The 22,565-nt window shown below is 68.2% G+C and carries 14 protein-coding genes; 5 read left to right on the forward strand and 9 right to left on the reverse strand.

The genetic code is table 11. From position 1 onward, the window contains the following. Positions 1 to 80: 80 nt before the first annotated feature. Both DEO45_RS01610 and DEO45_RS01615 read right to left on the reverse strand, forming a co-directional pair. A complete protein-coding gene (locus DEO45_RS01610) occupies positions 81 to 656 on the reverse strand; it encodes a DUF3011 domain-containing protein (protein WP_223250740.1) in 576 nt (191 codons plus the stop codon). 141 nt (positions 657 to 797) lie between these two features. Beyond that, positions 798 to 1,103 (reverse strand): FmdB family zinc ribbon protein, encoded by a 306-nt coding sequence (locus DEO45_RS01615; protein ID WP_114340583.1) that lies wholly within the window; start codon positions 1,101 to 1,103, stop codon positions 798 to 800. A 296-nt stretch (positions 1,104 to 1,399) separates the two neighbouring features. On the opposite strand from DEO45_RS01615, the gene DEO45_RS01620 reads away from it, so the two are divergent. After that, entirely contained in the window at positions 1,400 to 3,877 is a 2,478-nt protein-coding gene (locus DEO45_RS01620; protein WP_114340584.1) for a TonB-dependent receptor plug domain-containing protein, read from the forward strand. Positions 3,878 to 4,022: 145 nt separating this feature from the next. On the opposite strand, the gene clpB is transcribed toward DEO45_RS01620, so the two are convergent. From clpB to rluD, 3 genes are all read right to left on the reverse strand, one after another. Then, complete coding sequence (gene clpB / locus DEO45_RS01625) at positions 4,023 to 6,614, reverse strand: ATP-dependent chaperone ClpB (protein ID WP_114340585.1); 2,592 nt, start codon at positions 6,612 to 6,614, stop codon at positions 4,023 to 4,025. 126 nt (positions 6,615 to 6,740) lie between these two features. Next, positions 6,741 to 7,490 carry a peptidoglycan editing factor PgeF gene (pgeF, locus tag DEO45_RS01630; RefSeq protein ID WP_114340586.1) on the reverse strand — a complete coding sequence of 250 codons (750 nt, stop codon included), beginning with the start codon at positions 7,488 to 7,490 and terminating at the stop codon, positions 6,741 to 6,743. Positions 7,491 to 7,557: 67 nt separating this feature from the next. Next, positions 7,558 to 8,532: a 23S rRNA pseudouridine(1911/1915/1917) synthase RluD gene (gene rluD, locus DEO45_RS01635; protein ID WP_114340587.1), complete on the reverse strand. Its 975-nt coding sequence runs from the start codon at positions 8,530 to 8,532 to the stop codon at positions 7,558 to 7,560. A gap of 71 nt (positions 8,533 to 8,603) precedes the next feature. Between rluD and DEO45_RS01640 the strand changes: the two genes are divergently transcribed. Continuing rightward, the gene (locus DEO45_RS01640; protein ID WP_114340588.1) at positions 8,604 to 9,470 is read left to right on the forward strand and encodes an outer membrane protein assembly factor BamD; all 867 of its coding nucleotides are present in this window, start codon (positions 8,604 to 8,606) and stop codon (positions 9,468 to 9,470) included. A 157-nt stretch (positions 9,471 to 9,627) separates the two neighbouring features. Here DEO45_RS01640 and DEO45_RS01645 read toward each other — a convergent pair whose 3' ends face one another. From DEO45_RS01645 to sucC, 3 genes are all read right to left on the reverse strand, one after another. Beyond that, the gene (locus tag DEO45_RS01645; protein ID WP_114340589.1) at positions 9,628 to 11,271 is read right to left on the reverse strand and encodes an NAD+ synthase; all 1,644 of its coding nucleotides are present in this window, start codon (positions 11,269 to 11,271) and stop codon (positions 9,628 to 9,630) included. A gap of 282 nt (positions 11,272 to 11,553) precedes the next feature. After that, positions 11,554 to 12,429 carry a succinate--CoA ligase subunit alpha gene (gene sucD / locus DEO45_RS01655; RefSeq protein ID WP_114340591.1) on the reverse strand — a complete coding sequence of 292 codons (876 nt, stop codon included), beginning with the start codon at positions 12,427 to 12,429 and terminating at the stop codon, positions 11,554 to 11,556. A gap of 14 nt (positions 12,430 to 12,443) precedes the next feature. Next, positions 12,444 to 13,604 (reverse strand): ADP-forming succinate--CoA ligase subunit beta, encoded by a 1,161-nt coding sequence (sucC, locus tag DEO45_RS01660; protein WP_114340592.1) that lies wholly within the window; start codon positions 13,602 to 13,604, stop codon positions 12,444 to 12,446. 306 nt (positions 13,605 to 13,910) lie between these two features. Here sucC and DEO45_RS01665 point away from each other — a divergent pair, with 306 nt between their 5' ends. Further along, positions 13,911 to 15,560, forward strand: coding sequence for a sensor histidine kinase (locus tag DEO45_RS01665; protein ID WP_114340715.1), 1,650 nt, complete (start codon positions 13,911 to 13,913; stop codon positions 15,558 to 15,560). Between the two features lie 10 nt (positions 15,561 to 15,570). Here the strand turns inward: DEO45_RS01665 and DEO45_RS01670 are convergent, their stop codons facing one another. Then, a complete protein-coding gene (locus DEO45_RS01670; RefSeq protein WP_114340593.1) occupies positions 15,571 to 16,575 on the reverse strand; it encodes a LacI family DNA-binding transcriptional regulator in 1,005 nt (334 codons plus the stop codon). Positions 16,576 to 16,926: 351 nt separating this feature from the next. Between DEO45_RS01670 and pgmB the strand changes: the two genes are divergently transcribed. Next, positions 16,927 to 19,908 carry a beta-phosphoglucomutase gene (gene pgmB, locus DEO45_RS01675; protein ID WP_223250741.1) on the forward strand — a complete coding sequence of 994 codons (2,982 nt, stop codon included), beginning with the start codon at positions 16,927 to 16,929 and terminating at the stop codon, positions 19,906 to 19,908. A gap of 76 nt (positions 19,909 to 19,984) precedes the next feature. Further along, a complete protein-coding gene (locus tag DEO45_RS01680; protein WP_114340595.1) occupies positions 19,985 to 22,525 on the forward strand; it encodes a TonB-dependent receptor in 2,541 nt (846 codons plus the stop codon). The last annotated feature ends 40 nt before the right edge of the window (positions 22,526 to 22,565 follow it).

A 22,565-nucleotide genomic window follows, 5' to 3' on the forward strand; every position in this document is an offset into this window, starting at 1 on the left:
GAAAAGGCTGCGAAGTTTACCACCGCAGCACGGCATGGCGGGCCGGCGCGGCGCTGCCGCGGACCGTCCCGGATCCAGGCCTACCAGCGCCGGTCGACCAGGAACTCGCCGCGACAGCCATGCGCCACCCACACGCCGGCGCGGTTCCAGCCCCAGCTGTAGCCCTCGGTGCAGCGGGCATCGGAGAGCTGCCGCCCCAGCCGCACGCTGCCGTTGCGGCCCACGTCGACCTGGCACATCTGGTACTTCTTCTTGTTGCTGTCGCACTGCAGATCGATCCGGCGATTCCAGCCGGGACCGGGCCGCCAGCCGCCCTCATCTCCGTAATCACGGTCGCGATCACGACCGCCATCGCGGTCATCGTCGTCGTAACGACCGCCATTGCGGTTGTCGTAGCGATCGCCATAACCGCCGCGGTCGGCCGGGCCGAACAGCCCCCGGCAACCGCGATCGACCCACAGGGTATAGCCATCCATGCCCCAGCTCTGGCCGCGGATGCAGTCGGCTTTCGACTCCTGCTTGTACAGCTCGACGTATGGCCACGGCACCGCGCAGCGCGAGTAATGGCCATCGCTGCTCACGCAACGCACTGGCGCGTCCGACTGCGCCCGAACCGGCGGCGCGACCCCGAGCAGGCCGCCCACGAGTCCAGCCACGATGATTCCACCCGCCCATCCGCCGATTGCGCCCATCGCCCCGCCTCCTCGATCCCCGCCGGACCCGGCACCACTGCCGGCATCTTCGGGATCAGCATATCCCGCGTCGAAATGGGGGAACCGGCCGGGCGCTCCACCGGTTCAGCTGGCGCTGTCCCCGGAGCCGCCGGGCGCAGGCGAGGCGGCCGGGGCGGGCGCCGGAGCTGCCGTGGGGGTGCCGCCGGACTGGCCGCCGTCGCCGGCGAGGTTGTGCTTCTTCTCGCCGTTCTTCTTGAAATCGGTTTCGTACCAGCCGCTGCCGGCCAGTCGGAACGACGGCGCGCTGACCATTCGCCGCAAGTGGGGGGCATCGCAGGCGGGACACACGGCGGGATCGGTATCGGACAACTTCTGCAGGCGGTCGAAGCGATGGCCGCAACTGCCGCATTCGAATTCGTAGATGGGCATGGAAACTCCGGACACGCCGGCCGTCGTGGGCCGGCAACAGGGCATTATCGGGGTGTCCGTGCGGATTTCAACGTGTCCGACGGCGCATGGTGGCGTGCCTTGGCGCAGTAGTAGCCTGTGGACGGGGGCAAACACGGGCGGTCGCCAGTCCATGCGAAACCTTCATGCGCGTCCAGGAAGGGCGCTTTCGACGATTCGTCAATTGGACGTCTATACGTCTATTGACGGAGAAAGGCCGCGCCACTAGTCTGCAGCAATTGCTGCGCCGCAGCAGTCACTGAATCCGGAGAGTTCACATGAGCAATCGTTCCAGCCCGACCGTCCTGGCATGGCTTCCCGCTGCGGTGATGCTGGCCCTGGCCGGCAATGTCGCCGCGCAGGAGGCCGCCCAACCCGCGCCGGCCAAGGCCAAGAACCTCAGCACGGTGATCGTCACCGGCACCCGTTCCGACAGCCGCACCGAAAGCAGCTCGCTGACGCCGATCGACGTGGTCTCGGCCAAGGTTCTTCAGCAGACCGGCACCACCGACCTGCCGACCGCACTGGCGCGCATCATCCCTTCGCTGAACTTCCCGCGCCCCGCGGCCGCCGATACCGCCGATACCCAGCGCCCCGCGCAGCTGCGCGGCCTCTCCCCCGACCAGGTGCTGGTGCTGGTCAACGGCAAGCGCTGGCACCCGGGCGCCATCCTGCTCAACAACGGCGTGATCGGCCGCGGCTCGCAGCCGGTGGATCTCAATACGATCCCGCTCTCGGCCATCGACCACATCGAGGTGCTGCGTGATGGCGCCTCGGCGCAGTACGGCTCCGACGCCATCGCCGGCGTGATCAACGTCATCCTCAAGAAGGGCGCCGCCGGCGGCGACGTGGAGGTGAGCGGCGGCCAGTATTCGGCCGGCGACGGTCGCCAGTGGCAGGGTTCGGCCAACTTCGGCATTCCGCTGAGCGGCGACCGCGGCTGGCTGCGCTTCGCGCTGGAAAGCGGCAACGAGGACCACACCAACCGCGCCGGCCCGGACAACCGCTCGCCGGCATGGGCGGCGCTCGGCGTCAATTTCCGCCAGGGCGATCCCTCGGTGCACAGCAACAACCTGCTGCTCAATGCGCAGTACGCCATTACCCCCGACGTGGAGTTCTACACCTTCGGCCATTTCGGCAAGCGCAACAGCACCTCGCCCGCGTTCTTCCGCTATGGCATCAACGCGCCGACGCCGAACAACCCGCTCATCGCCGGCGTCTACCCCAACGGGTTCCTGCCGCTGGAAAACGCGGACTCCAGGGATGCATCGCTGGTGGCAGGCCTGCGCGGCACGGTCGACGGCTGGCGCTGGGACGTCAGCGGCAACTACGGCGGCAACCGCGTCCGCTACGAGACGTTCAACAGCCTGAACTACGCCTACCTGCACGACTTCGGCACCACGCCGACCACGTTCCGCGACGGCATCCTGAAAGCCACCCAGCAATCCTTCGACATCGACGTCGCCAAGGATTTCCGTCCCGCCTGGCTGCCCAACCCCCTCACGGTGGCCTTCGGCACCGAGTACCTGCGCCAGACCTACAGCATCGTGGCGGGCGACCTGCCTTCCTGGTACGTGGGCACCTCGGGCAAGTCCGGCGGCGCGCAGGGCTTCGCCGGCTGGCAGCCCGCCAATGCGGTGAACGCCGCACGCCACGACGTGGCCGAATACCTCGACTTCGAGACCAACCTCACCGACAAGCTCGGCACCTCGCTGGCGGTGCGCCACGAGGACTACTCCGACTTCGGCAGCACCACGTCCGGCGCGTTGTCCGCGCGCTACGACTTCACCGACCGCTTCGCCCTGCGTGGCAGCGCCTCCACCGGCTTCCGTGCGCCGTCGCTGGGGCAGGAGTACTTCTCGCAGATCTCGTCGCTGTTCTACGGCGCCGGTGCCCTGCCCGGCCTCCCCGCCGGCATCTACAACCGCGGCCTGGTGCCGGTGGGCAGCCCGATCGCCACCCTGCTGGGCGCCGAAGCGCTGAAGCCGGAGAAGTCGAAGAACTTCACCCTGGGCGCGGTGTGGAACCCGACCGACGCGCTGAACCTGAGCCTGGACCTGTACCAGATCAACATCCGCAACCGCATCGCGCTGTCGGGCGCCATCTCCACCACCACCCCGTCGGTGGTCAGCTACCTGGCGGCCAACGGCATCGGCAACCTCGACTACAGCAGCATCAGCTACTTCACCAATGCCGCCAACACGCGCACCCGCGGCGTCGACTTCGTGGGCACCTACCTCGCCGACCTGGGCAGCGCCGGTACCCTGACCACGACGCTGAGCGCGAACTACAACCAGAACAAGGTCACCAGCGTCAAACCCAACCCCGCGGTGCTCGGCAACCTCGGCGTCAGCTTCACACGCCTCAACCGCCAGGACATCAAGGGCTACCTGGCCAACTCCTCGCCGCGCAGCAAGCTGATCCTCGGCGAGCAGTACGACATCGGCAACTGGGGCTTCGTCGGCACGCTCACCCGCTACGGGCGCTACACCAGCTACGTGAGCAGCCTGGCCAGCTACAACCCGGCGCTGGGCATCGTCGACCAGACCTTCACCCCCAAGTGGATCCTCGACCTGGCGGGCAACTACCGCTGGCAGGGCTGGACCTTCACGCTGGGTGCGGACAACGTGCTGAACACCCACCCCGACAAGAACATCGCCAACAACAACAACCACGGCACCTTGCCGTACTCCACTTTCTCGCCGTTCGGCTACAACGGTGCCTACGTCTACGGCAAGGTGGCCTATCGCTGGTAAGCGGCTGCACTGCAAGACCCCGAAGCCCCGGCCATGCCGGGGCTTCTTTTTGCGGGCATCGCCAGGCGGACCACGGTCGGAACCGATATTTTCTCCGCCGCGCCGCGCCTCATCGGCGAATTTCGCCGACGGCGCTGTCGTTGCCTCAACCCTTGCGGAACACCAGGTGGCCGCCTTCGGCGGCGACCTGGACGGTGTCGCCGGACTGGAAGCGACCCTCGAGGATTTCCCTTGCCAGCGGGTTTTCCAGCTGCTGCTGGATCGCCCGCTTGAGCGGCCGCGCCCCGTAGACCGGATCGAAGCCGACGTTGCCGAGCAGGGCCAGCGCGTCGTCGCTGACCGACATCTTCAGCTGGCGCTCGGCCAGGCGTTGCTCCAGGTAGGCCAGCTGGATGCGGGCGATCGCGCGGATCTGCGTCTTGTCCAGCGGGCGGAACACCACGATCTCGTCGAGCCGGTTGATGAACTCCGGGCGGAAGTGCGCCTGCACCACGCCCAGCACCGACGCCTTCATCCGGGTGTACTGCTCCTCCGCATCGCCGCTGCCGTCGGCCGCGTCCTGGATCATCTGCGAGCCGAGGTTCGAGGTCATCACGATCACCGTGTTGCGGAAATCCACGGTACGGCCCTGGCCGTCGGTGAGGCGGCCGTCGTCGAGCACCTGCAGCAGGATGTTGAACACGTCCGGGTGCGCCTTCTCCACCTCGTCCAGCAGGATCACGCTGTACGGGCGGCGGCGCACCGCCTCGGTGAGGTAGCCGCCTTCCTCGTAGCCGACGTAGCCCGGCGGTGCGCCGACCAGCCGGCTCACCGAGTGCTTCTCCATGAACTCGCTCATGTCGATGCGCACCATCGCGTCGGTGGTGTCGAACATGAACTCGGCCAGCGCCTTGCACAGCTCGGTCTTGCCCACGCCGGTGGGGCCGAGGAACAGGAACGAGCCGTTGGGCCGGTTCGGATCGGACAGCCCGGCACGCGAACGGCGGATCGCATCGGACACCGCGTGGACCGCCTCGTCCTGGCCGACCACCCGCTTGTGCAGTTCCGTTTCCATGTGCAGCAGCTTGTCGCGTTCGCCTTCCAGCATCTTGCTGACCGGGATGCCGGTCCAGCGGCTGACCACCTCGGCGATCTCCTCGGCGGTGACCTTGGTCTGCACCAGCTTGAAATCCTGCGTCTCGGCGGCCTGCGCTGCGGCCAGCTGCTTCTCGAGCTGAGGCAGCTTGCCGTACTGGATCTCGCTCATCTTGGCGTAATCCTGCCGGCGCTGGGCAGCGTCGAGTTCCTGCCGCGCCTGTTCGATCTGCTCCTTCACCTTGGTCGCGCCCTGCAGCGCGGCCTTCTCCGATTTCCAGATCTCGTTCAAGTCGGAGAACTCGCGCTCCAGCTTGCCGATGTCGGTTTCCAGGTCGGCCAGGCGCTGCTTCGACTCGCTGTCCTTTTCCTTTTTCAGCATCTCGCGCTGGATCTTCAGCTGGATCAGCCGTCGCTCCAGCCGGTCAAGCTCTTCCGGTTTGGAGTCGATCTCCATGCGGATGCGGCTGGCGGCCTCGTCCATCAGGTCGATCGCCTTGTCCGGCAGCTGGCGGTCGGCGATGTAGCGGTGCGACAGCGTGGCCGCGGCGACGATCGCCGGATCGGTGATCTCCACGCCGTGGTGCACGGCATAGCGCTCCTTCAGGCCGCGCAGGATCGCGATGGTGTCCTCCACCGAAGGCTCGCCCACGAACACCTTCTGGAAGCGGCGCTCCAGCGCGGCGTCCTTCTCGATGTACTTGCGGTACTCGTCCAGCGTGGTGGCGCCGATGCAGTGCAGCTCGCCCCGCGCCAGCGCCGGCTTGAGCATGTTGCCGGCGTCCATCGCGCCCTCGGCCTTGCCGGCGCCGACCATGGTGTGCAGCTCGTCGATGAACAGGATGATCTGGCCTTCGTTCTTGGCCAGGTCGTTCAGTACCGCCTTCAGCCGCTCCTCGAACTCGCCGCGGAACTTCGCGCCGGCGATCAGCGCGCCCATGTCCAGCGCCAGCACGCGGCGGTCGCGCAGGCCCTCGGGCACCTCGCCCTTGATGATGCGCTGGGCCAGGCCCTCGACGATCGCGGTCTTGCCCACGCCGGGCTCGCCGATCAGCACCGGGTTGTTCTTGGTGCGCCGCTGCAGCACCTGGATGGTGCGGCGGATCTCCTCGTCGCGGCCGATCACCGGATCGAGCTTGCCCGACTCGGCGCGCGCGGTGAGGTCGATGCAGTATTTCTCCAGCGCCTGGCGCTGCTCCTCGGCGTTCTCGCTCTGCACCTTCTCGCCGCCGCGCAGTTTCTCGATCGCCGCCTCAAGGTTCGGCTTGGTCGCGCCGGCTGCCTTCAGCGCCGCGCCCAGTTCGCCCTTGTCCTCCAGCGCCGCCAGCACGAACAGCTCGCTGGCGATGAACTGGTCGCCGCGCTGCTGCGCCAGCTTGTCGGTGAGGTTGAGCAGGCGGTTGAGGTCGTTCCCAAGGTTGATGTTGCCTTCCTGTCCGCTGACCTTCGGCAGGCGCTCCAGCAGGTCGTTGACGCGCTGGGTCAGCAGCGGCACGTTGACCTGTGCCTGGGTCAGCAGCGGCGCGGTCGAGCCGCCCTGCTGGCCAAGCAGCGCCGCCATCAGGTGCACCGGTTCGAGCATGTTGTGGTCGCGCCCCACGGCCAGCGACTGCGCATCGGCCAGCGCCTGCTGGAAGCGCGAGGTGAGTTTGTCCATCCGCATGAGTAATCCCCCGCAAGAGGTGAGAGTTTCTGGCGGACGATGCCGCCACTGTCCGGCTAAATGCGGACAACGGGGAGCGATTCAAGCAAACGGCGTGACGACGCCGCGTCAAGGACCGGCCGTGGCTCAGCCGTCGGCCAGCCAGATCAGGCTGGCGAAGCGGCCGCTGCGGGCACCGTCGCGGCGATAGGAGTAGAAGCGCGCATCGGCCAGCGTGTCGAAACCGCCGCCATGGATGCGCTGGATGCCGGCGGCCTGCAGCCGGCGCCGCGCCAGGGCGGCGAGGTCGCACAGCCAGTGTCCGGCACGGGTGGCCGCGAAGCAGTCAGCGGCGCCGGCATCGGATGCCAGGAAGGCGCTGCGCACCTCTTCGCCCACCTCGTAGGAAGCCGCGCCGATGCACGGCCCCAGCCAGGCCAGCAGCCGCGCCGGCGGGGTTTCCAGTTGGGTCAGGGTGGCCTCCAGCACGCCGGCGGCCAGCCCGCGCCAGCCCGCGTGGGCGGCGCCGATCTCGCTGCCGTCGGCGGTGCAGAACAGCACCGGCAGGCAGTCGGCCGTGAGGATGGACAGTACCGTACCGGGAATGTGCGACACCGCCGCATCCGCCTGCGGCTCGTCCGCGCTGGGCAGCGGCCCCAGTTCGGCCACGCCGGTACCGTGCACCTGGCGCAGCCAGCGCGGCGCCGATGGCAGGCGCAGCGCCTGCTGCAGCGCGCTGCGGTTGGACTGCACAGCATCGGCGTCGTCGCCGCTGCGCAGGCCGAGATTGAAACGGTCGAACGGCGGCGCCGAGATGCCCGGCCCCAGGCGGGTAGTGACCGCCGCGTGGACCCGCGACGGGGCCGGCCAGTCGGGGAAAATCCAGGTATCGGTCATTTTCCGGGAGTCGCTAGCGGGGTGGGGAGTCGGCAAGCATCGCACACCCGCCACCCCGATTCCCGCCTCAGTAGTGGTCCGAACCGTGCTCGGCCAGATCCGCGCGCAGCGCCTCGATCAGCGCCTGCTGGTCGGCCGGCCGCTTCGCGTCGAACGACAGCGCCTCGCCGGTGGCCGGGTGGACGAAGGACAGCTTCTCGGCATGCAGCGCCTGCCGGCGGAAGCCACGCAGGGTGGCAGCCAGTTCCGCGGTGGCGCCCTTCGGCAGTTTCAGGCCGCCGCCGTACAACGGGTCACCCACCAGCGGGTGGCCGATGTGCGCGAGGTGCACGCGGATCTGGTGGGTGCGGCCGGTTTCCAGCTGGCACTGCAGCAGGCTGTGGGCGCGGAAGCGTTCGCGCAGGCGGTAGTGGGTCACGGCGCGCTTGCCGTCCTCCTCGTCGCGCACCGCCTGGCGCAGGCGGTCGCCCATGCTGCGCCCGATCGGCGCGTCCACCGTGCCGCCGGCCACCAGCGTGCCCAGTACCACCGCCTCGTACTGGCGCTCCACCTCGTGCCGCGACAGCAGGTCCACCAGCGCGGTGTACGTCGGCAGGGTGCGCGCCACCACCATCAGGCCGGAGGTGTCCTTGTCCAGCCGGTGCACGATGCCCGCCCGCGGCAATTCGGCCAGCTTCGGATCGTGGTGCAGCAATGCGTTGAGCAGGGTGCCGGCGGGGTTGCCGGCGCCGGGGTGGACCACCAGCCCGGCCGGCTTGTCCAGCACCAGCAGGTGCCCGTCCTCGTGCACCACGGTCAACTCGATGGCCTCCGGCGCGCTGGACACCTCGTTTTCCAGTTCCACCTGCAGGCGCACTCGCTCGCCGCCGCGCAGCAGCTGCCGCGGTGGCGCCTGCACGCCGTCCAGGGTCACCGCGCCGGACTTGATCCAGCCGCTGAGCCGCGAACGCGAGTAGTCCGGGAACATCTCGGCCAAAGCCTGGTCGAACCTGCGTCCCGCCGCGCCCAGCGGGACTTCCGCCTCGTGCCGGACCGTGGTCATGCCGCCCACCGCGGCCGGCAGCCGGTTTCGGCTATCATGCCTTTTCGCTCAAACATCCGAATTCCTTCCTTATGCGCCCAACGATCGACCCGCCCAAGCTGCCGATGTCCGCGTTGCCTGTCTTGAAAGTGCTTGTGGTGCTCATGCTCGCCGTATCGATCGGTGCGTGCTCGATGTTCAAGTCGAAAGGCGACTCGATCGACACGATGCCGGTGGACGCGCTGTACAACAATGCGCACAACTCGCTGGAAAATGCCGACTACGCCGCCGCCACCAAGGCCTACCAGCGCCTGATCGCGCGCTTCCCGTCGGGCGACTACAACGAACAGGCGCAACTCGAGCTGGCCTATTCGCAGTACAAGGACAACGAGCCGGATGATGCCCTGTCGACCGTGAACCGCTTCATCAAGACGTATCCGGCCAACAAGCACGTCGATTATGCCTATTACCTGCGCGGCCTGATCAACTTCGACCGCACCAGCACGTTCCTGGAGCGCTACATCCCCCGTTCCACCGGGAACGCGCGCCGCGACCAGGGCTACAACCTGCAGTCGTTCGACGATTTCTCCGAGTTGTCGCGCCGCTTCCCGGACAGCGCCTACACGGCGGATGCGCGCCAGCGCATGATCTACCTGCGCAACGTGCTGGCCCAGTACGAGATCAACGTGGCCGAATTCTACCTGCGCAACAAGGCCTATATCGCCTCCGCCGACCGCGCGCAGTACGTGATCGAGCACTACCAGCAGTCTCCGCAGACCGGCGACGCGCTGGCCATCCTCACCCGCAACTACCTGGCGCTGGACCAGAAGGCCCTGGCCGACCAGAGCCGCCAGGTGCTGGCACTGAACTACCCGAACCACCCCTACCTGACCGATCCCAAGTGGCCGCACGCGCCCTCCACGCTGCGCAAGATGGTGCCGTTCTCGGGGCACCATTGAGTTTCATCGACCCATCCGACCACAGGAAAGCCGGCGCACACGCGCCGGCTTTTTTCATGGGGATTTCGCAAACTCCAACCCTCGCCCGAAGGGGGTGGGGCGAACGTGGCATGGGGTGCGGCTTCGCTGATGCCACGGCGCCTCTTCACTTCGAGGGTCAATGCCAGCCGGAAGTGATCGGATAACGCCGCTCGCGGCCGAACGCGCGGGTGGTCGCCCGCGGTCCCGGCGCCGACTGCCGCCGCTTGAACTCGTTCAGCAGCACCAGCCGCACCACCCTGCGCACCACATCGGCCGGGAAGCCCTGCGCCACAATCTCCGCCTGCGACTGCTCGCGCTCGATGAAGCGTTCGAGGATCGCGTCCAGCTCGTCGTACGGCGGCAGTGAATCCTGGTCGGTCTGGTTGTCGCGCAATTCGGCCGACGGTGGGCGTTCGATCACTTCGGTCGGGATGGGGGATTCGGGACGACCCGCCACCCGGCTGCTCATCCCGGCCTCGTTGCGCCAGCGCGCCAGCCGGTACACCGCGGTCTTGTAGACATCCTTCAGCGGCGCATAGGCGCCGCACATGTCGCCGTACAGCGTGGCGTAGCCCACCGCCATTTCGCTCTTGTTGCCGGTCGCCAGCAGCAGCAGACGATGCTTGTTGGACAGCGCCATCAACATCGTGCCGCGGATGCGCGACTGCAGGTTTTCCTCGGTGGTGTCGGCACTCTTGCCGGCGAACGCCGGGGTGAGCGCGTCGATGAAGGCCTGATAGGTCGCCTCGATCGGGATCACGTGGTAGGCCACGCCCAGCCGCTCCGCCTGGGCGCGCGCGCCGTCCAGCGACAGCTGCGAGGTGTAGCGGGTAGGCATCATCACCGCGGTGACGCGCCCGGCGCCGAGCGCATCGACCGCCAGCGCCAGGGTCAGCGCCGAGTCGATGCCACCGGACAACCCCAGCAGCACGCCGCCGAAACCGTTCTTGTCGATGTAGTCGCGGGTGCCGCGTACCAGCGCGGCGTACAGCGTCGCCTCGGGTGCCGGGTCGGCGACGACCGGCCAGTCCTGCGCTGACAGCGTGCGCGTGGCCGGATCGAATTCGGCCCACAGCAGCGCATCGACGAAGGCCGGCGCGCGCGCGGCGACCGCGCCATCGCCGTTCACCAGCAGCGAGCCGCCGTCGTAGACCACCTCGTCCTGGCCACCGACCAGGTTGAGGTAGACGAGCGCGCAACCGGTTTCGCGCGCCCGCGCCTGCAGCACTGCCTCGCGCTCGGCCTGCTTCGCGCCATCCCACGGCGAGGCATTGATCACCAGCAACAGCTCCGCGCCCTCGGCCGCGGCCTGCGCGGCCGGCTCCGGCTGCCACACGTCCTCACAGATCAGGAACCCCACCCGCACCCCGTCGACCACCGCGGTGGCCGACTCGTGGCCGGGGCGGAAATAGCGCTTGTCGTCGAATACGCCATAGTTCGGCAACACCTGCTTGTGCGCGGTGCACTCCACCCGGCCATCGCGCAGCAGGCTGGCCGCGTTGAACACCGCGCCCTCGCCGTGCGGATGGCCGACCAGCGCGGCGATGCCGCGAGTGGTCGTCGCCAGCGCGGCCAGCTCGCCGGCGCAGGCGGCCAGGAAGCTGGGTCGCAACAGCAGGTCTTCCGGCGGGTAGCCGCTCAGGGTCAGCTCGGGAAACGCCACCAGCGCGGCGCCGCCACTGCGCGCGCGTGCGATCAGTTCGCCAGCCTTCGCGGCATTCGGCGCCACCGCGCCGACCGGAAAATCGAACTGCGCAAGCGCGAGGCGTAGGGAGGGCATGCCGACGAATCCGTGTTTCGGGGGTAGCTTCCCATGATACCCGAGGCACCCGTGCGCGCCGGGGCATCAGCCTATCCGCCGGACCAGCAATACCGTCGCCAGCGCAAGCAAGAGGGCACAGCACTGGTTGATCCGTTCCACCGCGCTGTCGACGGTGACCGCCGCAATGCCGCGCGCCGCCCGGCGGAGCCTGCGAAGCCCGCAGCGGGCTTGAGCGCGGGGCGGCGGCAAAGAAAAGGGCCGCATCGCTGCGGCCCTCATCGTATCGGTCGGAACGACCGATTACTTTTTCATCAGCTTCGCGAGCGTCTTGCCCAGGTCGGCCGGCGATTTCACCGTGGTGACGCCGGCCTTCTCCAGCGCGGCGAACTTCGCCGCGGCGGTGCCCTTGCCGCCGGAGATGATCGCGCCGGCGTGGCCCATGCGCTTGCCGGCCGGGGCCGAGGCGCCGGCGATGAACGACACCATCGGCTTGGTCACGTACTCGCCGATGAACTCGGCCGCGTCCTCCTCGGCGCTGCCGCCGATCTCGCCGACCATGATGATGCCTTCGGTCTGCGGGTCGTCCTGGAACAGCTTCAGGCAGTCGATGAAGTTCAGGCCGTTGATCGGGTCGCCACCGATGCCGATCACCGTGCTCTGGCCGAGGCCTTCGTTGGTGGTCTGGAACACCGCCTCATAGGTCAGCGTGCCGGAGCGCGAGACCACGCCGACCTTGCCCTTGCTGTGGATGTGGCCGGGCATGATGCCGATCTTGCATTCGCCCGGGGTGATGATGCCGGGGCAGTTCGGCCCGATCAGGATGGTTTCTGGATGCTGCGCCAGCACGTTCTTGACGCGCAGCATGTCCAGCACCGGGATGCCCTCGGTGATCGCCACGATCACGCGAATGCCCGCGTCGACCGCTTCCAGGATGGAGTCGGCCGCGAACGGCGGCGGCACGAAGATCACCGACGCGTCGGCGCCGGTTTCCAGCACGGCCTCATCGACCGAATTGAATACCGGCAGGCCGATGTGCTCGGAGCCGCCCTTGCCCGGGGTAACGCCGCCGACGACCTGGGTGCCGTAGTCGAGGCACTGCTGTGCGTGGAAGGTGCCCTGCTGGCCGGTGAAGCCCTGCACGATCACCTTGGTGTTTTTGTTGACGAGTACGGACATGGTTTAGTTGCTCCTCACTTCGCGGCTGCCACGGCTTTCTGCGCCGCGTCGTTGAGATCGTCGGCCGGCGTGATCGCCAGACCGGAGTTGGCCAGCAGCGCGCGGCCCTGATCGACATTGGTACCCTGCAGGCGCACCACCACCGGAATCTTCAGGCCCACTTCCTTCACCGCGGCAATGATGCCCTCGGCGATCATGTCGCAGCGCACGATGCCGCCGAAGATGTTGACCAGGATGCAACGCACCTTGTCCGAGGAAGTGATCAGCTTGAACGCTTCGGTGACGCGCTCCTTGGTGGCGCCGCCGCCCACGTCGAGGAAGTTGGCCGGCTCGCCGCCCGCCAGCTTGATCACGTCCATGGTGGCCATGGCCAGGCCGGCGCCGTTGACCATGCAGCCAATGTTGCCGTCCATCGTCACGTAGTTGAGGTTGCTCTGCTGCGCGGCCGCCTCGGCGGCGTCTTCCTGGGTCAGGTCACGCATCGCGGCCAGGTCGGCGTGGCGGAACTCGGCGTTGTCGTCGGAGTTCACCTTGCCGTCCAGCGCGGCGAGGTTGCCGTCGGCGAGGATCGCCAGCGGGTTCAGCTCGACCAGCGAGAGGTCCTTCTCGTTGAACAGCTTGTACAGGCCCAGCATGATCTTCGTCAGTTGGTTGACCTGCTTCGGGTTGAGGTCCATCGCGAAGCCGAGGTTGCGGCACTGGTAGGGCTGCAGGCCCTCGACGAAGTCCACCACCACGGTGTGGATGTCCTCGGGGGTGTCCTTGGCCACCTGCTCGATGTCCACGCCGCCGTGCTTGGAGGCGATGAACGAGACGGCCTTGGAATCGCGGTCCACCAGCACCGACAGGTACAGCTCCTTGGCGATGTCGGTGGCATCGGTGACCAGCACCAGGTTCACCGGCAGCGCGCGGCCGGCCGACTGGTAGGTCTCCATGCGCGTGCCGAGCATGCCCTTGGCGGCGGTGCGGACGTCGTCAAAACTCCTGCAGAACTTCACGCCGCCGGCCTTGCCGCGGCCGCCGGCATGGATCTGCGCCTTGACCATCCATTGCGTGCCGCCGAGCGCCTTGGCGGCATCGACGGCGGCATCGGGGGAGTTGGCGATCTTGCCCGGCGGCACGGCGATGCCGTACTGCGCGAACAGTTCTTTGGCCTGGTATTCGTGGAAATTCATTCGATACCTCGAGCGAACGGGAAACGGGTGACGGCCGCACGCGGACACAGCAGCGTGGGTCAGAAGGTCGGACAGCGGATGAACGCGCCGCCGGGATGCATGCGCCTGCCACACAACCGGCAAAATCTGCGCAACATGGCCGCCCATTTTCGCGGAAGCGGGCGCCGATGGAAAGTGTCGCCTGCCGGGCAGCCCGCATGCCGCGGTTTCATGCGCTTTCGGCCGCCCGCACGGGGCCGGCCGGCCCGTCTATACTCGTCGTGAACCGTCGGGGGCGCTCCAAATCCATCCAGTACAGGCGGCATGATGTCCAGCACACCCTCTCCAGCCAGCGCGCGCGCGGGTATCGCCGCGATCCGCCACGAGCTGTCGTTCCTCAATGCGTTCCGGCTGGTGCAGGCGCTGGTCTACGTCGGCCTGGCGTTCAGCCCGCCGGGCCTCGGCTGGCCGGCGCTGGCGATGCCCGACTTCGCCCGCGGCATGGCCATGCTGTACCTGGTATTCGCGCTGGTCATGCTGCTGTTCAACCGGCGCAGCATGCCCTACGCGCGGGCGGTGGTGGCCTCGAGCCTGGCCGTGGACATCGCCGCCGCAGTGCTGGCGATCGTCGCCATGCACGATGCGCGCATCGGCATCGCGATGATGCTGGCGGTGAACCTCAGCGCCGGCGCGCTGATCCTGCCGCTGCGGCTGTCCAGCTTCTTCGCCGCGCTTGCCACGCTGGGCATGCTCGGGCACACCTTCTTCAGCAAGTCGGCCCAGAGTCCCGGCGACCGCGACCTGCTCGAGGCCGCGCTGTTCGGCCTCGCCTACTTCGCCACCACCACGCTGTGCCACGTGCTGGGCCGGCAGCTGCGCGCCACCGAGGCGCTGGCCGAGCAGCGCAGCACCGACCTCGCCAACCTGGCCCAGGTGAACGAACTGATCATCCGCCGCATGAAAACCGGCGTGCTGCTGGTGGACGACGCCAACCGCATCCACCAGATCAACGAGTCGGCCTGGATGCTGCTGGGCAACCCCGGCGCCGACCAGCGCGACCTCGGGCAGCTGGCCCCCGAGCTCTCGCGCCGGCTGTATCACTGGATGACCTCGGGCAAGCTGGACGAGACCGCCACCCAGCTCGCCGATGGCGTGCCCGAGGTGGTGCCGCGGTTCACCCGGCTGGCGCCGAACGACGACTCGCACGTACTGATCTTCCTCGACGACACCTCGCTGCTGTCGCGCCGCGCCGAGGAACTCACGCTGACCTCGCTGGGCCGTCTGTCCGCCTCGATCGCGCACGAGATCCGCAACCCGCTGGCGGCGATCCGCTACTCGGCGCAGCTGCTTGCCGAATCGCGCAGCATGGACGCCACCGACCAGCGCATGGTCGAGATCATCAACAACCACTGCATCCGGCTCAACGAGATCATCGAGAACATCCTGCAGCTGTCGCGGCGCGAGCGCTCGCGCCCGGAGACGTTGGACCTCGGCCACTGGGCGCAGAACTTCGTCGACGAATACCGCCAGGGCAACGACCTCGGCGCCGACTCGCTGCGCGCGATCGCCGGCAGCGGCAGTCCGGTGGCCGCGGTGGCCGATCCGCAGCAGTTGCAGCAGGTGGTGTGGAACCTGGTGCAGAACGCGCTGCGCTACGGCCGCCTGCCCGGCGAACCGGCGCGGGTGATGGTGGTCACCCGCCAGGGCGAGCACGGCGTGCCCATCATGGAGGTGATCGACCGCGGCCCCGGCATCGCGCCGAAGGTGGCCGCGCAGATCTTCGAGCCGTTCTACACCACCCACGAGTACGGCACCGGCCTGGGCCTGTACCTGGCCCGGCAGATGAGCGAGGCCAACCAGGCCGCGCTGGAGTACGTGCGCGTGGCCGGCGGCGGCAGCTGCTTCCGGCTGGTGCTGACGCCGCCGGCGCGCAGCCCGGCCGATCCCGCCGAGACCGCCGAAGCCGCCGCGCACTGAACTCCGGCGCTCAGGTCGAGCGCACGATCAGGCTGACCGGCAGGGATTCCGAGCTGGCCGGTTCGCCCTCGATCAGCGCCAGCACCTTGCGCGCCAGCAGCATGCCGCCTTCCTGCCAGTCCTGCCGCACCGAACTCAACGGCGGCAGGAAGCTGGCGCCGAGCGGCATGTCGTCATAGCCGACCACCGACACGTCGGCCGGCACCGAGCGCCCCAGGTCCAGCGTGGCGCGGATCGCGCCCATCGCGAGCAGGTCGTTGCAGGCGAAGATCGCGTCGAAGCCGACCTTGCGCTGGTGCAGCGAGTGCACCGCATCCATGCCCGAGTCCACGGTGAACTCGTCGCGCCGCATCAGCAGCGGCTTGATTCCGCGCACCGCCAGCGCATCGATGAAGCCGTTCAGGCGCTCGAAGATTTCCGGGTGGCTGGGATTGCCGATGAACACCGGCCGGTGCCGGCCCAGCGCAATGAAGTGCCGCGCCACCACCGCGCCACCAAGGCGGTTGTCGCTGCCCACCACCACGTGCGTGTCGCTGCCCGACTGCGCGCCCCACACCACCATCGGCAGGTTCAGCTTGTCGAACCGGCGCACCGCGTCCTGGTGCGCACCCTGGCCCAGCAGGATCAGCCCGTCCGCGGCCTGCACCGCCGCCGCGCTGGCGCCCTGGCGGGTGGTCAGCAGCACGCTGTAGCCGGCCGCGGTCAGTTCCTGCGAGATACCGCCCAGCAGCACCAGCGGATACGGATCGAACATGGTGCGGTCGGTGGAGGGCTTCATCTCCACGATCACCGCCACGGTATGGCTGCGGCGCAGGCGTAGGTTGCGCGCGCTGATGTTGAGCTTGTAGCCGTGCTCGCGCGCCAGCGCCTGGATCCGTTCGCGGGTTTCCGGATTGACCAGCGGGCTGTCGCCCAGCGCCCGCGAGACGGTGATCTTGGATACCCCGGCCAGTTGCGCCAGGTCGGCCATGGTCGGGCCGCCCGACGCGTGCCTGCGCGTGCCCTTCTTGCTCAACTGTCCGCTTCCCTGTTGATCTGGCCGAGCCGGTACCGCGCCGCCGCCGGGCTGCAGCGATGGCCGTTGCCGGCGCCAGCAGTGTGTCGACATTCGGCCTGCCGATGCAAGCTCGCCCCGCGCGCGGACTCGCTGCGCACCGATGCGAGCGAAAAGCACGTATCCATGCCCTTCTCCTTCACCGCGGAACCATCCGGCAAGTCTGCAACATCAAATGTTATCGATATCTTGATACCGATAACATTTGATGCCAAGCTCCCTCCGGCCGGGTGCCGGGCGGCCCATGCATGCGAAGAGGGGAGGTTTACCGTGGATCACCAGATGACGGCAGCAGCGAGCCCGGATGCCCGGATGCCCGAAAGGCAGGCCGTGGGCGACCCGTGGCTGCTGGTCCGTCATGGCACCGACCCGGCCGGCTTTGCTCAGGACGAAAGCCTGTTCGCCCTCGCCAATGGCACGCTCGGCGTGCGCGGCAACCTGGAGGAAGCCGACAGCGCCAGCCAGGCCACCCTGCTGTCCGGGGTATGGGAACGCACCCCGATCGAATACCACGAGCGTTTCCCCGGCTTCGCCCGCCATACCGACACGCGCATCCCGGTCGCCGACGCCACCCGCATCCGGCTGCGCCTGGGCGATACGCCGGTGCAGCTGGACCAGGGCGAATGGCTGCAGTTCGAGCGCACCCTCGACCTGCGCCACGGCTGCTACCGGCGGCGGCTGCGCTGGCGCTCGCCGCAAGGCGCCACGCTGGAGATCGAGACCGAGCGCCTCGTCAGCCTGGCGCAGGCCGGGCTGCTGGCGATCCGTTATCGCGTGCGTTCGATCGACTACCGCGGCCCGGTCACGCTGGAGTCGTCGATCGGCTGTGGGCGCGAGGCCGCCGGCCAGGGCGACGATCCACGTATCGGCAGCCGCCTCGCGGGTGGCCTCTCCACCTGGGCCGCGCAAGCGGACGAGGCCTCAGCCTGGGTCGGCCAGCAGACCACCCATAGCGGCATCCGGCTGGCTTGCGTACAACGCCACGAACAGGTCGCCGGCCTCGTCTTCCGCGATGCCGGCCGGACCGCCGATGGCGTGATGCAGGCCTATACCGGCACGCTCGCACCCGGCCAGGCCGTCGGCCTGGACAAGTACGTCGCCTACGCCTTTGCCGAGCCATTCGCCACGGACGCCGCCGACGCTCTCCCCGCCCGGGCCGAGGCCACCCTTGCCGCGGCGATCGCGCTCGGCTACCCGGCCCTGCTCGAACAGCAGACGCAGGCGCTGGCAGGATTCTGGGCGCAGGTCGACCTGGCCATCGCCGGCGACCCGGCGACCGAGCAGGCGCTGCGCCTCAACCTGTTCCACCTGTTCCAGTCCAGCAGCCGCGATGGCCGCAGCAGCACCGCGGCCAAGGGGCTCACCGGCGAGGGCTACGAAGGCCACTACTTCTGGGACGCCGAAGCCTTCATGCTGCCGGCGCTGGTCACCCTGGCGCCGGAGCTGGCGCGCGCCATGCTGGTGTACCGCCACCGCACGCTGGACCACGCGCGCCGGCATGCACGCGAGCTCGACCACCGGCGCGGCGCACTGTACGCCTGGCGCACGATCAGCGGCGACGAATGCTCCGCGTACTTCCCGGGCGGCTCGGCGCAGTACCACATCAACGCCGCCGTGGCGTGGGCCGTCCGCCTCTACGTCGACGCCAGCGGCGATCAGGCGTTCCTGCTCGAAGGCGGCGCCGAGATGATTTTCGAGACGGCGCGGATCTGGCTGCAGATCGGCCACTTCAATCCGCGCCGCGGCGGCGCGTTCTGCATCCATGAGGTCACCGGCCCGGACGAATACTCCGCCCTGGTCGACAACAACCACTACACCAACCGCATGGCGCAGCGGCACCTGCGCGACGCGGCCGCCACCGCCGAATGGATGGCACTGACCTACCCGGCCGACTACGCCGCGCTGACCGCACGGATCGGCCTCGAGGCCGACGAGCCGGCGCAGTGGAGGGCCGCGGCGCAGGCGATGTACCTGCCGGTGGATGCCGAACTGGGCATCTTCCCGCAGGACGACGGCTTCCTCGACAAGCCGCGGCTGCCCGCCGCGCTCGCCACCACGCCGGACAAGCGCCCGCTGCTGCTGCGCATGCATCCGCTGAGCATCTACCGCCACCAGGTGTGCAAGCAGGCCGACGCGCTGCTCGCCCTGATGCTGGCCGGCGAGCAGGTCGACGTGGCCGCCAAGCGGCGCAACTTCGACTACTACGAAGGCGTCACCGTGCACGACTCCACCCTGTCCGCCTCCACCTTCGCGGTGATCGCGGCCGAGGTGGGCCATGCCGACAAGGCATTCCATTATTTCCTCGACACCCTGCGGGTCGACCTGGACGACCTGCACGGCAACGCGGCGCACGGCCTGCACATGGCGGCGATGGCCGGCAGCTGGTTGGCGCTGACCTGGGGCTACGGCGGCCTGCGCGTGCACGGTGGCCTGCCGGCGCTGGCGCCGCGGCTGCCGGCGGCATGGAAAAGCTACCGCTTCGGCCTGCGCTGGCACGATGCGCATCTGCGCGTGGAGGTCGACGGCGACGGCGTGCGGTACACGCTCACCGAAGGCAGCGCGCTCACCTTCCTGCACGACGGCCTGCCGCAACGCCTGCGTGCCGGCCAACCGTTGCGCCTGCCCTGCGCGGGCTTTGTCGCGCCGCTGCCGCCGCTGAAGGCGGTGGTCTTCGATCTCGACGGCGTGCTCGCCGACACCGCGGTGCTGCATCGCGCGGCATGGCAGCAGCTGGCCGACGAGATCGGCGCGCCGCTCGACGAGGCCACCGCCGGGCGCATGAAGGGCGTAGACCGCCGCGGTTCGCTGGACATCCTGCTGGAACAGGCGCCGCGCTCCTACAGCGAAGCGGAGAAGGAAGCGCTCGCGGCGCGCAAGAACGCCCACTACGTCGAGCTGATCGGGCGCCTCCGCCCGCAGGACCTGCTGCCCGGCGCGCGCGCCGCGGTGGAGTCCGTGCGCCGCGCCGGGCTGAAGACCGCGCTGGCCTCGGCCAGCCGCAACGCACCGCAGCTGCTCGACCGGCTGGGCATCGCCACGCTGTTCGACTGCGTGGTCGACGCCGGCCGCATCGCCCGCTCCAAGCCCGACCCGGAGATCTTCCTGGCGGCGGCCAGCGGGCTGGGCCTGGCTCCGGAGGAATGCCTCGGCGTGGAAGACGCCGCGGCGGGCATCGCCGCCCTGCATGGGGCGGGCATGGTGGCGGTCGGCATCGGCCGTGCGCAGGAGCTGGACAGAGCGGATGTGCTGCTGCCGAACATTGCCGCGTTCGACATCAGTCGTTTCATCAGATGAGCGGCCATTCCGCGCAGCCGACACGCTGCGTTGCGCGGCAAAAACAATCCAATCCAACTGGTGGGGAGTGACGGAAATGAAGACCAAGCAGCTGTCCAGACTAAGCCTTCCGGTGGCGATAGCCGCCATCCTATTCTGCGGCACAGCCATGGCCCAGGACGCCACGCCGGCACAGGCTACCCAGGCACCGGCGAAAAAGAGTGCCGCCCAACAGAAGGCCGACGCCGCCAAGGCGAAGACCCTTGAGCAGGTGGTGGTGACCGGCAACACCGCCACCGGCGGCCTGAAGAAGATCGATACGAGCTACTCGGTCACCACCGCCACGGCCGAACAGATCAAGATGGCCAACCCGAAGAGCACGGCTGACCTGCTGAAGATCTCGCCCGGCATGTGGCCGGAATCCACCGGCGGCCAGACCGGCGCCAACATCGAGATCGCCGGCTTCCCGGGCGGCGGCGACGCGCCCTACTTCTCGACCCAGCTGATGGGTTCGCCGCTGTACGGCATGCCCACCCTGTCGTTCTTCGAGACCACCTCGATCTTCCGCCTCGACGACACCGTCGAGCGCGTGGAAATCCTGCAGGGCGGCCCGTCGGTCGTGTTCGGCGACGGCCAGATCGGCGCCACCGCGAACTTCATGCTGAAGACCGGCACCGACGTGCCCAGCGGCAGCGTCGGCGTCACCTACGGCAGCGAGAACCTGCGCCGCGTCGACGGCTTCCTTGGCTTCCCGATCGCCAAGGACTGGTACGGCAGCGTCGGCGGCTTCTGGCGCACCTCCGACGGCGTGCGCGACCCGCAGTTCGCCGCGGACAAGGGCGGCCAGCTCACCGCCACGCTGAGCCATGACAGCGACAACGGCAGCATGACGCTGTACGCGCGCCAGCTCAACGACCGCAACCAGTTCATCACGCCGGTCCCGCTGCTCCAGCACGGCACCGACCAGTTCAGCGCCTACCCCGGCTTCGACCCGCTGACCGACACCTACTACAGCAAGGCGATCCAGCACGTGCACCTGCCCGGCTACCCCGGCGGCGGCACCGACGCCAACCTGGCCAACGGCCGCGGCACCAAGTTCAGCTTCTTCGGCGGCAACTTCGACTACGACTTGGGCAACGGCTGGAACCTGTCGGACAAGTTCCTGCTCGACGGCGGCGACGTCGACACCAACGCACTGTTCTCGGGCAACAACCCGGGCAGCATGAACGACATGCTGTACACCAATACCTCGAGCATGGGCGCCTTCAACCTGCCCGCCGGCTCGGCCACCGCCAGCTACGTGAACGGCGGCGGCATGGTCGACCCGAACCAGAGCGTGATCCACCAGGGCTGGTGGTACATCCACAAGCACCTGAAGAACATGAGCAACGACTTCCGCCTAAGCAAGGAGCTGTTCGAGGGCAACACGCTCACCGGCGGCCTCTACCTCGCCCACTACACCATGGACGACAAGTGGGCGCTGGGCAACCAGATGCTGATGACCAACGCGCCCAACGCGCAGCCGATCCGGGTCAGCTACGTCGACAACGGCCAGACCAAGTACCTCACCGACGGCCAGGGCTTCCTCGACTACGGCGGCTACAACATCGCCCAGCACGGCAGCGCCACCAACAAGGCGTTCTACCTGTCCGACGTGTGGCGCATCGGCAAGTGGCTGATCGACGCGTCCGGCCGCATCGAGAACGAGAACGCCACCAACAACGTCTGCAACCTCACCAACATCGACCTCGACGGCAACCCGAACACGCTGTACGACAACAGCGTGCCGACGTGCAACGGCACCTACGCGAGAACCCGCTACGACAAGACCCACCCGTCGTGGACCGTCGGCGTGAACTACGAGCTGGCCGACAACATGAGCGTCTATGTCCGCGCCAACAAGGGCGCGCACTTCGGCGACTTCGACAACGCGCTGCGCGGCAACACCACCGGCAATACCCCGCCGCTGCAGAAGGTGCAGAACTTCGAGGGCGGCTTCAAGTACCAGTCCGACCTGTTCTACGCCGACATCAGCGTGTACCACCGCCAGTTCAACGGCCTGACCTACCAGCCCACCAACGGCCAGGGCGTGCCGGTCGGCGCGCAGGCGCTGTACGGCTCCGACTCCAAGGGCGTGAACCTCGCCGGCGCGGTCACGCCGTTCGAGAACTTCAAGGTGCAGGTGGTCGCCAACTACCTCGACGGCCACTACACGCACAACAACTCCTGCTTCCTGTACACCGACCTCGCCAGCGGCGCCACCCGGTGCATCGGCATCAACGACAAGCAGCTGCAGCGCCAGCCGAAGGTGCGCTACATGCTCACGCCGAGCTATCGCGTGCCGTTCGACTGGGGCGACATCACCGCCTTCGTGACCTACACCCACGTCGGCCCGCACACCCAGGACCAGTCCGCCCTGCAGCAGCTGGGCAGCTACGACACCTGGGACTTCGGCGTCGTCGCCAACGTGCAGAAGAGCTGGCAGATCCGCCTGCAGGGCACCAACATGACCAACGAACTGGGCCTGACCGAGAGCAACTCGCGCATCTTCGGCTCCGCCGCCGGTACCGATGGCGTGATCCTCGCCCGCCCGATGGAAGGCCGCGAGGTCAACATGACGGTGAAGTACCTGTTCTAAGCCTGCGATCATTGCAGGGCGCGCGGTCCGGGCCGTACCC

The sequence above is a fragment of the Rhodanobacter denitrificans genome, assembly GCF_003335105.1.
In the GTDB taxonomy this organism is placed as follows: domain Bacteria; phylum Pseudomonadota; class Gammaproteobacteria; order Xanthomonadales; family Rhodanobacteraceae; genus Rhodanobacter; species Rhodanobacter denitrificans_A.

Excerpts from the sequence above, each read along its gene's own strand:
- pgmB (WP_223250741.1), top strand. The coding sequence starts at position 16,927 with ATGCCCGAAAGGCAGGCCGTGGGCGACCCGTGGCTGCTGGTCCGTCAT.
- clpB (WP_114340585.1), bottom strand. The coding sequence starts at position 6,614 with ATGCGGATGGACAAACTCACCTCGCGCTTCCAGCAGGCGCTGGCCGAT.
- DEO45_RS01620 (WP_114340584.1), top strand. The coding sequence starts at position 1,400 with ATGAGCAATCGTTCCAGCCCGACCGTCCTGGCATGGCTTCCCGCTGCG.
- DEO45_RS01665 (WP_114340715.1), top strand. The coding sequence starts at position 13,911 with ATGTCCAGCACACCCTCTCCAGCCAGCGCGCGCGCGGGTATCGCCGCG.
- DEO45_RS01680 (WP_114340595.1), top strand. The coding sequence starts at position 19,985 with ATGAAGACCAAGCAGCTGTCCAGACTAAGCCTTCCGGTGGCGATAGCC.
- rluD (WP_114340587.1), bottom strand. The coding sequence starts at position 8,532 with ATGACCACGGTCCGGCACGAGGCGGAAGTCCCGCTGGGCGCGGCGGGA.
- pgeF (WP_114340586.1), bottom strand. The coding sequence starts at position 7,490 with ATGACCGATACCTGGATTTTCCCCGACTGGCCGGCCCCGTCGCGGGTC.
- DEO45_RS01615 (WP_114340583.1), bottom strand. The coding sequence starts at position 1,103 with ATGCCCATCTACGAATTCGAATGCGGCAGTTGCGGCCATCGCTTCGAC.
- DEO45_RS01640 (WP_114340588.1), top strand. The coding sequence starts at position 8,604 with ATGCGCCCAACGATCGACCCGCCCAAGCTGCCGATGTCCGCGTTGCCT.
- sucC (WP_114340592.1), bottom strand. The coding sequence starts at position 13,604 with ATGAATTTCCACGAATACCAGGCCAAAGAACTGTTCGCGCAGTACGGC.
- DEO45_RS01645 (WP_114340589.1), bottom strand. The coding sequence starts at position 11,271 with ATGCCCTCCCTACGCCTCGCGCTTGCGCAGTTCGATTTTCCGGTCGGC.
- sucD (WP_114340591.1), bottom strand. The coding sequence starts at position 12,429 with ATGTCCGTACTCGTCAACAAAAACACCAAGGTGATCGTGCAGGGCTTC.